Annotated in this window: 10 protein-coding genes; 6 read left to right on the top strand and 4 right to left on the bottom strand. The window is 62.6% G+C overall.

The genetic code is table 11. The annotated features are described in order from the left end of the window. The first annotated feature begins 2 nt into the window (after positions 1 to 2). The gene (locus AC2A04_RS14320; protein WP_484213198.1) at positions 3 to 1,892 is read left to right on the top strand and encodes an XrtA/PEP-CTERM system amidotransferase; all 1,890 of its coding nucleotides are present in this window, start codon (positions 3 to 5) and stop codon (positions 1,890 to 1,892) included. Positions 1,893 to 1,951: 59 nt separating this feature from the next. Continuing rightward, positions 1,952 to 4,258, top strand: coding sequence for an EAL domain-containing protein (locus AC2A04_RS14315; RefSeq protein ID WP_484213035.1), 2,307 nt, complete (start codon positions 1,952 to 1,954; stop codon positions 4,256 to 4,258). Between the two features lie 299 nt (positions 4,259 to 4,557). On the opposite strand, the gene zapE is transcribed toward AC2A04_RS14315, so the two are convergent. From zapE to AC2A04_RS14300, 3 genes are read right to left on the bottom strand one after another with little or no spacing between them, the layout of a single operon-like run. Beyond that, positions 4,558 to 5,691, bottom strand: a complete 1,134-nt coding sequence (gene zapE / locus AC2A04_RS14310) for a cell division protein ZapE (RefSeq protein ID WP_484213034.1) — start codon at positions 5,689 to 5,691, stop codon at positions 4,558 to 4,560. After that, positions 5,688 to 6,152 carry a PaaI family thioesterase gene (locus AC2A04_RS14305; RefSeq protein ID WP_484213033.1) on the bottom strand — a complete coding sequence of 155 codons (465 nt, stop codon included), beginning with the start codon at positions 6,150 to 6,152 and terminating at the stop codon, positions 5,688 to 5,690. Before AC2A04_RS14305 ends, zapE begins: the two co-directional genes overlap by 4 nt. Positions 6,153 to 6,172: 20 nt before the next feature. Next, on the bottom strand, positions 6,173 to 6,955 hold the full coding sequence (locus AC2A04_RS14300) for a succinate dehydrogenase iron-sulfur subunit (RefSeq protein ID WP_484213032.1): 783 nt from the start codon (positions 6,953 to 6,955) through the stop codon (positions 6,173 to 6,175). Between the two features lie 426 nt (positions 6,956 to 7,381). Here AC2A04_RS14300 and AC2A04_RS14295 point away from each other — a divergent pair, with 426 nt between their 5' ends. Together AC2A04_RS14295 and AC2A04_RS14290 are read left to right on the top strand one after the other, a co-directional pair. Next, positions 7,382 to 9,328, top strand: a complete 1,947-nt coding sequence (locus tag AC2A04_RS14295) for an alpha/beta hydrolase family protein (protein ID WP_484213031.1) — start codon at positions 7,382 to 7,384, stop codon at positions 9,326 to 9,328. 66 nt (positions 9,329 to 9,394) lie between these two features. Then, complete coding sequence (locus AC2A04_RS14290; protein ID WP_484213030.1) at positions 9,395 to 10,402, top strand: GSCFA domain-containing protein; 1,008 nt, start codon at positions 9,395 to 9,397, stop codon at positions 10,400 to 10,402. Between the two features lie 10 nt (positions 10,403 to 10,412). Here the strand turns inward: AC2A04_RS14290 and AC2A04_RS14285 are convergent, their stop codons facing one another. Continuing rightward, positions 10,413 to 11,786 (bottom strand): amino acid permease, encoded by a 1,374-nt coding sequence (locus tag AC2A04_RS14285; RefSeq protein WP_484213029.1) that lies wholly within the window; start codon positions 11,784 to 11,786, stop codon positions 10,413 to 10,415. A 128-nt stretch (positions 11,787 to 11,914) separates the two neighbouring features. Between AC2A04_RS14285 and AC2A04_RS14280 the strand changes: the two genes are divergently transcribed. Both AC2A04_RS14280 and AC2A04_RS14275 read left to right on the top strand, forming a co-directional pair. Beyond that, positions 11,915 to 13,036: a ThuA domain-containing protein gene (locus tag AC2A04_RS14280; RefSeq protein ID WP_484213028.1), complete on the top strand. Its 1,122-nt coding sequence runs from the start codon at positions 11,915 to 11,917 to the stop codon at positions 13,034 to 13,036. Positions 13,037 to 13,120: 84 nt separating this feature from the next. Then, entirely contained in the window at positions 13,121 to 13,753 is a 633-nt protein-coding gene (locus AC2A04_RS14275; protein ID WP_484213027.1) for a class I SAM-dependent methyltransferase, read from the top strand. Position 13,754: the final 1 nt, after the last annotated feature.

The raw sequence follows: 13,754 nt of genomic DNA, 5'->3' as shown, positions 1-13,754 counted from the left end.
GCATGTGCGGAATAGCCGGAATTTTCCATACCGAGGGCCTCAAGCCCGTCGATCCTGATCGCGTCCGCCATATGTGCGATGCTATTGCGCATCGCGGGCCCGATGGAGAAGGTGTGTGGGTCGCGCCTGGCGTGGGGCTTGGCCACCGCCGTCTCTCGATCATCGATCTTGCAGGTTCCCCGCAGCCGATGGCCTCCGCCGAGGGCGACGCCGTCATCGTATTCAACGGCGAGATCTACAACTTCCAGGACCTGCGCAAGGAACTGCAAGGCCTTGGCGCGCAGTTCCGCACGCATGGCGACACCGAGGTCATCCTGCAGGCGTGGCGCCATTGGGGTATTGGGTGCCTGCCACGCCTGCATGGCATGTTCGCTTTCGCGCTTTACGACCTTCGCCAGCGCACGCTGCTGCTTGCGCGCGATCGTCTTGGCGTAAAGCCGCTGCACACCGCACGTCTTTCCGATGGATCGGTCATCTTCGGTTCGGAGCTGAAGGCCCTGCTTGCGCATCCTTCGTTACGTCGAGAGATCGATCCGCTGGCGGTCGAAGACTACCTTGCCTGGGGGTATGTCCCGGACCATCGCTCGATGCTCAAGGGTGTCGAAAAGCTCCCCGCCGGCCATTATCAGCTGCTGCGCCACGATGCGCCGCCCGCGCCTGCGGTCCAATGGTGGGATGTGTCCTTTGCCGACCGGGCCAAGGGGAATGCCGACGATCTGGGCGCACATCTGCTGCACACCATGCGCGAAGCCGTCACATCGCGCATGCTTGCCGACGTTCCGCTCGGCGCGTTCCTGTCGGGCGGGGTGGACAGCTCTAGCGTGGTCGCGCTCATGGCCGAGGCCAGCACTTCGCCGGTCAAGACCTGCTCGATCGGGTTCGACGTCGCCGCACTCGACGAGACCGCCTACGCCGATCGTATTGCGCAGCAATTTAACACACAGCACTGGAAACGCTCGGTTTCCTCCGATGATTTCGCACTGATGGATCGTCTGGCAGGCATGTTCGACGAGCCCTTCGCCGATGCCTCGGCTCTGCCGACGTTCCGTGTCTGCGAACTGGCGCGCGAACATGTGACGGTCGCGCTTTCGGGTGACGGCGCAGACGAAGCCTTCGCCGGGTATCGTCGCCAAACCTTTCATCACCGCGAGGAGCAGGCCCGGTCGCTGATGCCGGCGGGTCTGAGAGCGCCCTTGTTTGGCACGCTTGGCCGGTTGTGGCCAAAAGCCGATTGGGCACCGCGCCCCTTGCGCGCGAAGACTACCCTGCTCAGCCTCGCGGCTTCGGGCGAAGAGGGTTATGCCCGCGCGCTTGCGGTGACTTCGCCGGAATTGCGCGAAACACTATACAGCGCGGATTTCCGGAAGCTTCGCGGAGACTACCGTGCCGAGAAGCCGCTGGTCGAACTCATGCAAAAGGCACCTGCGCGCAGCGGCCTTGACCGCGCGCAGTATGCCGATCTCAAGTTCTACCTTCCCGGTGACATCCTCACCAAGGTCGATCGCACCAGCATGGCGGTAAGCCTCGAAGCGCGCGAGCCACTGCTCGATCATCGCCTGATCGAATTCGGCGCCCGTCTGCCAGAGCGGATGCGCGTGCGCGGAAACACCGGAAAGTGGCTCGTGAAGCAAACGATGGGGCGCTACTTGCCCAAGGATGTGCTGTTTCGCCCCAAGATGGGCTTCGTCACTCCGATCGCCCAATGGCTACGCGGCCCCCTTGCAGCAGAGGCGCGCAGCGTGGCGACCGACGGGCTGCTCGCGCGGACCGGATGGTTCGATACGGCGCGTATCGGCCATCTCGTGGAAGAGCATATCAGCGCCCGGGCAGACCATAGCCGCCTGATCTGGCAACTGCTGATGTTGCGGAGATCACTGGATCTGCTTGGTTGATCCGGCATTAATCATGCGCGTTCGGTAAGCTGATCTTCACCATTGCGGACTAATCCGGCGTGGAAACAACGCTGATGGTCATGCTGAAGAAACTGCGCTCACCGCTGTATCTCGCGCTGCTAATTCCAGCATTGCTGACTCTTGCCGGAAACTGGCTCGAGCCGGTTGACCACACGTTCTGGAACATCCGATTCAAACAGGGCAAGCTGGCCGCCCCTGAATCGGTGGTCGTTGTCACGCTCGAAGGCGGAGCAAACGAGCGGGGGGCATCCACTGCGTCTTCATCTGGCCTCGCGGATGTCTTGCATGAAGTAACGCGTCAAATTCCTTATCGCGTTTTCGTGGATGCGCCCGTCGACTTCGGCCAGGATCCGCAGGGAGATCGCAATCTCATTGCCGCCGTCCACGAACTTCAATCAGACGTTTCATTCGTCATCCGCAACGAGAAGGTCGTGAGCAATGTGGGCGACCTGAAGCCTCACGATTTCCGGATGCCGGACGTGGCAATTTCGCAAAACTCTCCGCTGGTTGTTTCGTCCTGGAACGCTAACTTCTTTGATTATGCGACGTCGGCCCCATATTTCGTCACTATTGACGGAAAGCGCTACCCCTCGCTTTCTTCGGCCCTAAGCGGGGTTTCATCGGGCCTTCAGTCGATCTTCCGGCCGGAATTCTCGATCGATCCGGATACCATACCGACGATTCGCTCGAGCAAGTTGAAGGCTGGCAATTTCAAGCCCGGCTTGCTCACCGGCAGGACCGTCATCGTGATGTTCGAAGGGAACGTTGCGCCTATCGGTTTCTATGGCAGTGGCCGCCGCCATCCGCTGGCCCTCGATATCGCCGGTGCGGCCGCCTTGTCGCAGCCCGTGTCGGTCTGGCTGGGGCCGCTGCCTTTGCTGGCATTCGTTTGGCTGATGCTGCTTGCCGGTCACCGCTCTTCCAGGCTGCGTGCGAAGGTCGCCTACCACAGTCTCGCGATGATCGCTGTCTTCTCAGGGCCGATCGCCTTGCAGTTTCTCGGCATCTCGGTGGACATCAGCGCTGGGCTGTTTGCTGTTGCCATCTATGGTTCCAGCAGGCTGTGGCAGCGTCGCGTCCGGCGAATACAGCTTACTAGCGCGTCGGGCCTGCCCAACCTGCTCGCTCTCAGCGCAAGCCCGATCGATGTCGGTCGCGACGTCATTGTAGCAGTGATCGCGCGTTACGAAGAAATACTGGCGACGCTGCCCAAGGACCTCCACGGCGAGTGCGCCCGCCAGATCGCGCGCCGACTTGGCGTCGGATCGGGGATCGAGACGATCTTCAACGGCGAGGGTGGCCATTTTGCCTGGACCGAGGAGGCCCGGCCTCTCGAGATGCAGCTCGATCATCTTGAAGGTCTCAGGGCCCTGTTTTCGGCGCCGCTGGAAATCGGGCCGTACAAGTTCGACACCAACATTCACTTCGGGCTTGATCGCAACGAAGGGCTGGACGCCCTGACGCGTGTGAATTCGGCCGTCGCAAGCGCCAACGACGCGCTCGGCAGCGGTCGTGCGGTAGAACTGTTCGAAGCCGATCGCCTGGCGGAAGCCAGCTGGGAACTGTCGCTGCACGCGCGCATCGACGAAGGCCTGCGCAACGGCGAAATCTGGCTGGCGTTCCAGTCACAGTGGGACATGCATTCAGGCCTTCCCTGCGGTGCCGAGGCACTGATCCGCTGGAATCATCCCACGCGTGGTCCGATCCCGCCCGACGCATTCATCCTTCAAGCCGAGCGGGCCGGACGGATCGACGCCTTGACGTACTGGGTAGTCGAAGAAGCCATTACCGCTGCACTTGCCGTGAATGCCATGGGGCATCGCTTGCAGATGAGCGTGAACCTGTCCGCGCAAATGGTCGACAAGCCCGAACTTGTTCCCAGCCTTCAGGAGATCGTTAGTCGACGGGGGATCGATCCGACGCTCCTGACGATCGAGGTCACTGAAACGTCGAGCGTCCGCAATCGGCCCGCGGCCGTGCACAATCTGACGCGACTTCGGGAAATCGGCTTCCGCCTTTCGATCGACGATTTCGGCACGGGCGAGGCGAGCCTTGCCTACCTTGCCGATTTGCCGAGCGACGAACTGAAGCTCGACCGGCGCTTCATCTCGCGCCTGCTCACGCACGAGCGGGAAATGAAGATCGTTCAGAGCACGATCGACCTGGCCCATGCGCTGGGACAGTCAGTCGTCGCCGAAGGAATAGAGGACGAAGCCACCTGGCGAATGCTGGCAAAACTGGGTTGTGACGTGGGGCAGGGCTACCATTTGGGCCGCCCGATGGCGTTCCCGGATTTTCGCCAGACACTTCTCAAAATGGGACGAAACCAAATCGGAAGTGTTTAGAACTTGTTAACCAGTTAGCTTGGTGTTAACCAACACGGGTCAACTCGTGGATGGAGGCATCAATGCTGGCAGCAATCTCGCTTCTCGCAGGCGTTTGGGATTACTTCTTCAAGTAAGATTACCTCTGGATTTCTTAGGGAATTCAAAAGGTAAGCTTACCCAAGCGCTGCACGCCCATCGGCGTTGCAGCGCTTTGTTTTTTGGCGAGCGTCTGTTGCGCGATTCGCGGTTAACGGTTTTAAGGAAATTTAGCCGTGAAAATGGGCAGTGATTGCCCTACTCGGCACAAGGCCTGAGGATCAGTCCTCGCCGTGGCCCAGCGCAAGATAATCCTGACTCTGCATTTCGATCAGTCGACTGACGGTCCGATCGAACATGAAGCGCCCTTCATCGTCGCCTTTTCCAGCGGCATCATAAAGAGCGTGTGGTTCGGCGTCTGCTGTGGCGATCAACTTTACCTTGTGCTCGTACAGGGCATCGATCAGCGTGATGAACCGGGCAGTCTCGTTTCGCAGGTCCGCACCGAGGCGCGGAATGGCGACGACAATCACCGTATGATAATTGCGGGCAATGGCCAGATAATCGGCAGCCCCGCGCGCCTGTTCGCACAGACGCTTGAAGCTGAACACGCCCACGCCTTTAAGGCTTTTGGGAACGTGCAGCATGCGACCACCGCCGACGTCGAGTTCTGCGCTAGGCACGTGCTCACGGTCCTCGGGTGGATAGTCGGTCAGGCGGAAGAAAGCCTCGCTCACCGCTTTTGTCGACTCCGGCCCGACCGGGACGTGCCAAGTGCCCACGCCCTTCATTCGCTCTAGCCGGTAATCAGTCGGGCCGTTCAGAGTGACGACATCCAGCCTGTTCTCCACCAATGCAATGAACGGCAGGAAATGCTCGCGGTTCAGTCCGTTCTTGTAGAGATCGCCGGGCGCGCGGTTCGATGTTGTGATGATCGTGACGCCGCCTTCGACCATCAGCGCGGTGAACAGGCGGCTCATGATCATGGCGTCGGCGCTGTTGTTGACGACCATTTCGTCGAAACACAGAACACGCGTCTCGGCGGCGATCGCAGCGGCAACCGGCAGGATCGGATCGCCGCTTTCCTTCTTGCGCTCCTCGCGCAGGCGCGCGTGGACGTCGAGCATGAATTCGTGGAAGTGCGCGCGGCGCTTCTGCGCGATGCCGAGGTTGTCGTGGAACAAGTCCATGAGCATCGACTTGCCGCGCCCGACGCCGCCCCACATGTACAGCCCGCGCGGTGCAGGTGCCGGTTTGCGACCGAGCAACTTGCCCAGAAGACCGGGGCCGGGCGCTGGCGTTTCAAGCTCGCGCTGGAGCGCGTCGAGGCGGGTGGCGGCGGCCTCCTGCTCGGCATCGGGCCGCAATTCTGCTGCCGCGACGAGTTCGCGATAGCGCTGGAGGACGCTGGTCATCGGCGGGTTGGCTTGCGGATCGTGCCGTTGAATGCCGCGACCTTTTCGTCGCCCTGGACGACCAGGCCGCGCAGAAAGACGAGACGCCCGGTTTCGCGCAGCACTTCGACCACGGCATCGAGCGGTTCGCCGATGCGGCCCGCGCCGATGAACTGGGTCGAAAGATCGAGCGTGACCGAGCCGGCGGCATCGCCGTCGAGCAGGGTGCGCATTCCGGCGAACAGCGCGATGTCGATCAGGGCGAGCGTGACGCCGCCGTGGACCGCGTCGAGCAGGTTAGAATGGCGGCGCTCGGGAAACATGCGCAGCCGCGCGGCCTTGCCGCCATCGGGCCGGTCTTCGACGCGGGTGAGCATCCGGCCCATGGTCTGGGCGTTGAAGCGGCTTTCGTCGGTCAGGTTCCAGGTGAACCAGCCGGGATGATCCGCGGCCGGTTCGTAGTGGAAACTATGGCTGCTCACGCGCTTGGCCGCTTCGCCGGTCAGACGAGGCGCTCGGCCTGCATCTTCTTGATTTCGGCGATGGCGCGCGCCGGGGACAGGCCCTTGGGGCAGACGTTGGCGCAGTTCATGATGGTGTGGCAGCGATAGAGACGGAACGGATCTTCCAGCTCGTCAAGCCGCTCGCCCGTCATCTCGTCGCGGCTGTCGGCCAGCCAGCGATAGGCCTGGAGCAGGATCGCCGGGCCGAGGAACTTGTCGGAATTCCACCAGTAGCTCGGGCACGAGGTCGAGCAGCAGGCGCACAGGATGCATTCGTAGAGGCCGTCGAGCTTTTCGCGCTGTTCGGGGCTCTGCAGGCGTTCCTTGCCCGAAGGCGTAGGGCTGACGGTTTGCAGCCAGGGGCGGATCGAGGCGTACTGCGCGTAGAAGTGCGTGAAATCGGGGACGAGGTCCTTGATCACTTCCATGTGCGGCAGCGGGGTGATGCGAATTTCGCCCGACAGATCTTCGATTGCGGTGGTGCAGGCAAGGCCGTTGCGGCCGTTCATGTTCATCGCGCACGATCCGCAGATGCCTTCACGGCACGAGCGGCGGAAGGTGAGGGTAGGGTCCTGTTCACCCTTCATCTTGATTAGCGCGTCGAGCACCATCGGGCCGCACTGTTCGAGATCGATCTCGAACGTGTCGTAACGTGGATTTTCGCCGCTGTCGGGATCGTAACGATAGACCTTGAACTTTCGCACCTTGCCCTGCGTGGGCGCCGTGTGGTGGCGGGCCTTGCCGGTGATCGTGGAGTTCTTCGGAAGCGAAAAGGTCGCCATCGTCATATCCTGTCTTGCGCGTGCTTCGCGGCGTGCTGAGTCGTCCTTAGCGAATGCAGCGCGAGGGGCAAGAGGGCGCGGCCTGCCCTATGGTAGAGGTACCCCTCTTCACATATGCGAACGAGGTTTACACGGTTTACACAGTCCAGGGAAAAAACCGGGCCTCCCCCCACGATCCCCTTTTCAAAGACGCGACGCACAGGGCCACGAGGCGCGAAAGCCGTGGCGTGTTGCGAGGTTGGGCCCTGGTGCATGTCCAGACCCTGCCATTTTTCGTGTCTGTAGGACAGCGTATCTGCCTCGCGGCTTCGATCCGCAATGGTGACACTCCGCACTTGCCTGAAGGGCGCGCTCCCATAGGTTGTTCAGGGGCACGGACATCTGGGGGCGAGTTTGAAGGATTGGACCAGGAAAGCAGCGGCATTGATGTCAGCCGCAATGACGTTCGCCTCATCGGCAACAGTCTGGGCACAGGTATCAGTTGATCCACAGGCCTCCGCTACTACGGTATTGGCTCCGGTCGCGCCGCCTCCCGTTGCTGCATTCGCGCGCCTTCCATTCGTAGAGGGCGCCAAGCTTTCGCCCGATGGTCAATGGATCGCCGGCATGTTTGCGGTGAAAGGCGAGCAGCGCCTGGTTGTCATGTCGCCCTTTGCCGCCGGCGAGGCGAAAATGACGCAGGCGCTATTGCCCGACGATATCGAAGTTGCGAGCATCCAATGGGTCGACAATGTGAACATCGTCGTTCGCCTGCGCGGGATCAGCCGGGTCGAGGTGACGGACAGCGTGTATGTCAGCTGGGCTGTCGCCTACAATCGCGAAACCCGCAAGTTCACGCGGTTGCTGAAGGACCTCAATGGTCAGAACACTGCCGACATCCTGTGGATTCCCTCGGATGGATCGACGAGCATCCTCATGGCAGGGCAGCCTTCTATCTACGCGGGCGACGACTTCTGGCCGCGTGTGTACCTCGTCGATGTCGCCACGGGCCGCAACAAACGCGTGGTCAACCCGCGGTTCGGCGTGATGGATTACATCGCCGATTCTTCCGGCGCAGTCAGGGCGGCGCTGGACTTCGACAAGGGCGGGACGCAGAGCTCGCTGCTTTATCGAAAGAGCGGCGACGGGGCGTTTGAACGGGTGTCATGGGGAAAGACCGATGACATCGAAGTGCCGTGGTGGATTTTTCCGGGCGAGGCAAGGGCTCTGGTCCAACGCCAAATAGAGACCGGCGATGCAGTGGTAGAAATCGATCCGGGCACGGGAAAGGCGCTCAGGACCGTGTTTGCGGCACCGCCCTCGCGCACGATCGAAGGGGGCATATTCGATTCGAAAGACGGGCTGCTGGGTCTTTATCTGGGAGGCACATCCGAGGGAGAGATTCACTGGATTGATCCAGCCCTTGCTGAACTGCAAAAATCCTTCGACGCAGCGGTCAAGGGGCAATCGGCCCGGATAATCAGTCTTTCGGCCAATCGCAGGCAGATGCTGGTCAGGATCGGACGGGCGGACGACCCGGGCCGACTCTATTACTATGATGTCGACGACGGCAAATTGCATGTCTTTGCCAGACTCAACGATCAGATAACTGCCAGGCAGACGGCTCGCGTAAGCGTTGTCCGATACAAGGCGCGCGATGGTCTTGAGATCGAGGCGATAATGACCACGCCTCCGGGCCGTGCGGCAAAGCAGTTGCCCGTTGTTATCCTGCCGCACGGCGGACCCTGGGCGCAGGATGCGCCGACCTGGGATTACTGGGCGCAGTTCATCGCAAGCCGTGGGTATCTGGTGATCCAGCCCAACTTTCGCGGCTCGACTGGGTATGGCGATGCGTTCCTGAAAAAGGGCGAGGGGCAGCTTGGCCTGGCGATGCAGGACGACGTCAATGATGCGCTGGCCTGGGCGGTGAGCCAGGGCCTTGCCGATCCCAAGCGTGCCTGCGTTGTGGGGGCAAGTTATGGCGGATACGTGGCGATGTGGGGCGCCTCTCGCGATCCGGACATTTGGAAGTGTTCCATATCCATTGCGGGCGTCGCGAACCTGCGCCGTGAAGTGAACGACTTCGGGCGAACCTTGTACGAGCGCCGTTATCGCGAGCAATGGGGCAAGATGACACCGGATTTTGCGGCCGTTTCACCGATCAACTTTATCGAGCGGATCAAGACGCCGATGCTTCTGATCCACGGCAAGAAGGATCTGACCGTGGCGCATGGGCAGTCCCAATCGATGTATGCCAGGATGAAGGCTGCGGGGAAGGACGTGGAGTTCGTCTCGGTTCCCTTGGCGGACCACTACTTCACGCGGGAAGCCGATCGCGCGACGCTGCTTGCATCAATCGAAAGCTTCCTTGCCCGGCACAATCCTGCCTATTGAAGGTCGACGCGGATGGGCATGGCGGGATTCCACGCGCCTGGTCGATCATCCCGGAAGGATCGCCAAATGACCGAAGACAGTTCACCCGCGCCTGAACCGGTTGCTCCAGCGCCCTTGCGCATCATGGCGACAGAGCGGGCGAACGACCGGTATCGCCGGTTTGCCGAAGGGCGGACGATCACCGTGCCGCGACAGGGGGTCATTCATCCCGGCGATGTGATCTTCACGATGGGCAGCTGCTTTGCCGCCGAGATCAGGGGCGCGCTCGGGAGCCATGGCTGGACGTGCGTTCCGGCCTACAACACGATCGCCTTCGATCCGGCCGAGGCGCTGATCGACACGCTGCCCGATCAGGAACATCTGAATTACTACAACACCTTCACGATGCGTGCGCAGTTCGAGGAATCGCTGGGGCTGCTGGCGCACGACGAGGACGATTTCTGGACGATCGGGCAAGTCGCGCGGCCGGTGCGGCGATGGGAGGAGACGCCCAATTTCCAGGACCCGTATCGCAGGCTCGTGGTGGCGCGCTCACCCCGGAAGCTGGCCGAGCTGGTGCGGCGGATCAACGCCAAGATCGGCGAGGGGATAGCGGCAGCGGACGCCTTTGTCTTCACGCTGGGCATGACCGAGGTGTTCCGGTCAAAACGGAACGGGCGCGTGGTGTGCCAGAAGCCGGCCTATGCCGGCGGAGGTGGCGAGATGGAGACCGAACGCCACGAAAGCACTTTTGCCGAGAACCTTTCGAACATGGAGGCGATCGTCGCGATGATCCGCCGCACCAAGCCCGACGCTCCGATCTTCATTTCGGTTTCCCCCGTAGCGCTGGAGCGCACGTTCAGCGATCTGGACATCGTGACCAAGAGCATCGAGGGCAAGGCGACCTTGCGCGCGGTGGCCGGGCAACTGGCGCGCGAACACGCGGGCGTGTTCTATTTCCCGTCGTTCGAGTTCGTCACGCTGCAGGGCGCTGCGGCCTATCGCGACGACTTCCGGCATGTGCTGCGGCCCGTGGTGGAGCAGATCACATCGGCCTTCATCGCTGCCTATGGGGTGAACGAGCCCCGCGATTGAGCTTCGTTCATCATGCCGACGTGCGGGAGTTTCTGCGGAACAGGAACCAGGCGATCGCCGCTGTTGCGACCGTGACCGCGCTGGCGACAAATTGCGGGCGCAGTTCCGGGACGAGGGCCATTGCACCCAGCACGATGGCGATGGCCGCGATGGTGGCGTAGCTGAGGCCGGGGAAGAGCCACATGCGCAAGCCGAGGGTTTCGGGCGCGGTGGCCTCGACCTGTCGGCGCAACCGGACCTGGGCTGCGCAGACCATCAGGTAGATCACCAGCATCAGCGCGCCCGAGGCGCTGACGAGGAAGCTGAACACGCCCTGGGGCGAGAGGATCGAGGCGGCCATCGCGCCGTAACCGAACAGGCTGGCGATCAGGGTAGCGCGCGCAGGCACCTTGCGGCGGTTCAGCCGGACCAGCGATTGCGGCGCATCGCCATGACGGGCAAGGCCGAACAGCGCGCGCGAGGTGACATAGAGCCCGGAATTGAGGCAGGAGAGCACTGCGACGAGGACGACCACGTTCATGATCGTGGCCGCGCCCGGAATGCCCATCAGGCCAAGCGAACTGGCAAAGGGCGACTCTCCCGGAACGACCGTATTCCAGGGCTGGACCGCAACGATCAGGATCAGCGAGGCGACGTAGAACAGCAGGATGCGCAAGGCGACCGATCCGGTCATGCGCGCGATGACCTTGGCAGGGGCGTGGGATTCCGCAGCGGCAACGGTGGCGATTTCGGCTCCGCACAGCGCGAAGATCACCGATGTCACCCCGCCGATCACCGCGCCCCAGCCCATGGGGGCAAAGCCGCCGTGCGCGGTGAGGTTGGCAAAGGTCGGGCCATCGGGCGAGGTGACGCCAAATGCCCAAAGGCCAGCAATCAGGATGAAGCCGATGATCGCGGCGACTTTCGCGCCCGAAAGCCAGAATTCGAATTCGCCATATGAGCGGGCGGAGAAGAGGTTCACCATGGTCATTAGCGCGAGCAGGACGCAGCCGATCTGCCAGACCGCGAAGGGCAGCCAGAGCGCGAGGATGACCGCGCCTGCGATCGCCTCGATCGCGACGACGATGACCCAGAAATACCAGTAGAGCCAGCCGGCGACGAAACCGGCCAGAGGGCCGAGCGCGAGGCGGATCAGTTCGGTGAAGGAACCCGCGCCCGGATGGAGCATCGCCATTTCGCTGAGCATGCGCATGATCAGCAGGATGACGAGCCCGGCAAGGCCATAGCTGACGACGACCGCCGGACCGATCTGGGCGATCGAGGTGGACGAGCCGACGAACAGGCCAGCGCCGATGATCCCGCCGATCGCGATCATCGCAACGTGCCTTGCGTGAAGCGCGGCCTCCAGCCTGTGTTCGCCTGCGCCGTGCCTGTTTTCGTTCATGCCCATGCCGGTCCTGGTCAGTCGCTTGTGAGCGGACAATACGGGTTTTGTGGCCGTCTGCCAGCGCGGCGATTGACCGGCGCTGTCAAGGTGGGGCATGCTCGTCTTGAAGAACATGGGAGATAGAGATGCGCAAGGGTTTGGCCGTGGCAGGGGCGGCAATGCTGGGGTTGGTGTGCGTGCCAGCACTGGCCGCACCGGTGACCGATTGCCCGCTGGCGCGCGCGCCGCTTTCGACCACATCTCCGCTGGGCGACGTGATGGTGGTACCGGCTGCCAAGGCGGCGGTCGAGGCTGCATCGCCGGGGCTTCTGGAAGCCATGAGCAAGCCGTTTTTCGGGCAGGCGCTGCCGCCGGGGTTTGACCGAATCGTAACCTCGCGCGGGGTGTTGAGTCTGATCGGCAAGACCGATCCGGCGCTGGTGGCGAAGCTTGATGCCGCGCTGGCCAAGGTCAGGCTGACCCGCGCCGACGTGATCGCGCGCTGCGCAACTTATGACAACGAGCGTCCGCAATTGCCGGCAAAGCTGTCGCGCCCGTCCTTGCTCGTGTTCGGCAAGATCACCGGGTATCGCGACGCGCCGTCGATCGACGCTGCCGAGGCGGCGCTCAAGGGGATTGCCGCGCGTCACGGATGGGGCATCGTCTTCTCCGACAAGGGCGGCGTATTCAACGCGACCGATCTCGCGAAGTTCGACGCGGTGGTCTGGAACAACGTCAGCGGCGATGCCCTGACCGTGCCGCAGCGTGCAGCGTTCCGGCGCTGGATCGAGAACGGCGGCGGCTATGCCGGGATTCACGGCGCGGGCGGCGATCCGCAGTTCTTCTGGGACTGGTATGCCGACACGCTGATCGGCGCGCGGTTCATCGGGCATCCGGGCTCGCCCCAGTTCCAGGAAGCGCGCGTGGTCGTGGAGGACAAGGCCCATCCGGCGACTTACGGCCTGCCTTTGGAATGGCGCATGACCGAGGAATGGTATTCGTTTGACCGCAGCGTGCGCGCGAAGTCGTTCCGTGTGCTCGCGACGCTCGACGAGAGCACCTATGCGCCGGGCGAGGGGTTCGGGCGCAAGCTGGCGATGGGCGATCATCCGATTGCCTGGACGCATTGCCTCGGACGCGGGCGCAGCTTCTATACCGCGATCGGTCACCGGCCGGAAAGCTACACGCAGCCCGAAAGCCTGAAGCTGCTCGACCAGGGGATTGCCTGGGCGATGGGCGTGGCGCCGGAGGGTTGCGGCGTAAAATGAAACCTGTGCCGCGCGAGGTTTGCGAAATCGGCGGGTGAAAGGCAGTCTCCGCTAGCGGGGAACCGGAAAAGGCGGGGGCTGGAGATGGGACTGAAGGCTGTCTGGGACGCGCATGTCGTTCCGCGTGTTATCAAGTGCGCATGTGCATCGCCGAACATCATGGAACTGCGCGCAGGCGTGGTTCCGCGCGCGCAAGGCAAGGTCTTCGAGATCGGGTGCGGGGGCGGACTCAACCAGCAGTTCTATGACCCGGCGCGGGTGACCGGGTTTGCCGGGATCGACCCTTCGGACAAGCTGCTCGACTATGCGCGTGAAGCTGCTGCCCGCAAGGGCTGGAACGCCGACATCCGCGAGGGCGTGGGCGAGGATATTCCCTTTGCCGACGAGAGCTTCGACACAGTGGTGTGCACGTACACGCTGTGTTCGGTGGATGACCCGGCCAAGGTGCTGAGCGAGCTCCGCCGTGTATTGCGGCCCGGCGGGCAACTGCTGTTCCTCGAGCATGGGCTCAGCCCCGACGCGGGGGTGGCGAAATGGCAGCGACGGATCGAACCTTTGTGGAAGCCGCTGATGGGCGGCTGCCACCTCTCGCGCGCGGCCACGGCACCCGTGATCAGGGCCGGGTTCCAGATCGAGCATCCGGGGCATCAGTACATGGCGGGTATGCCGAAATGGGCATCGTGGATGGAGTGGGGCACGGGCATCAAGCCCCTCTGAT

The sequence above is a fragment of the Novosphingobium sp. HNCC26DJ243 genome (genome assembly GCF_057180545.1).
This window is presented reverse-complemented; position numbering and strand designations above follow the sequence as displayed.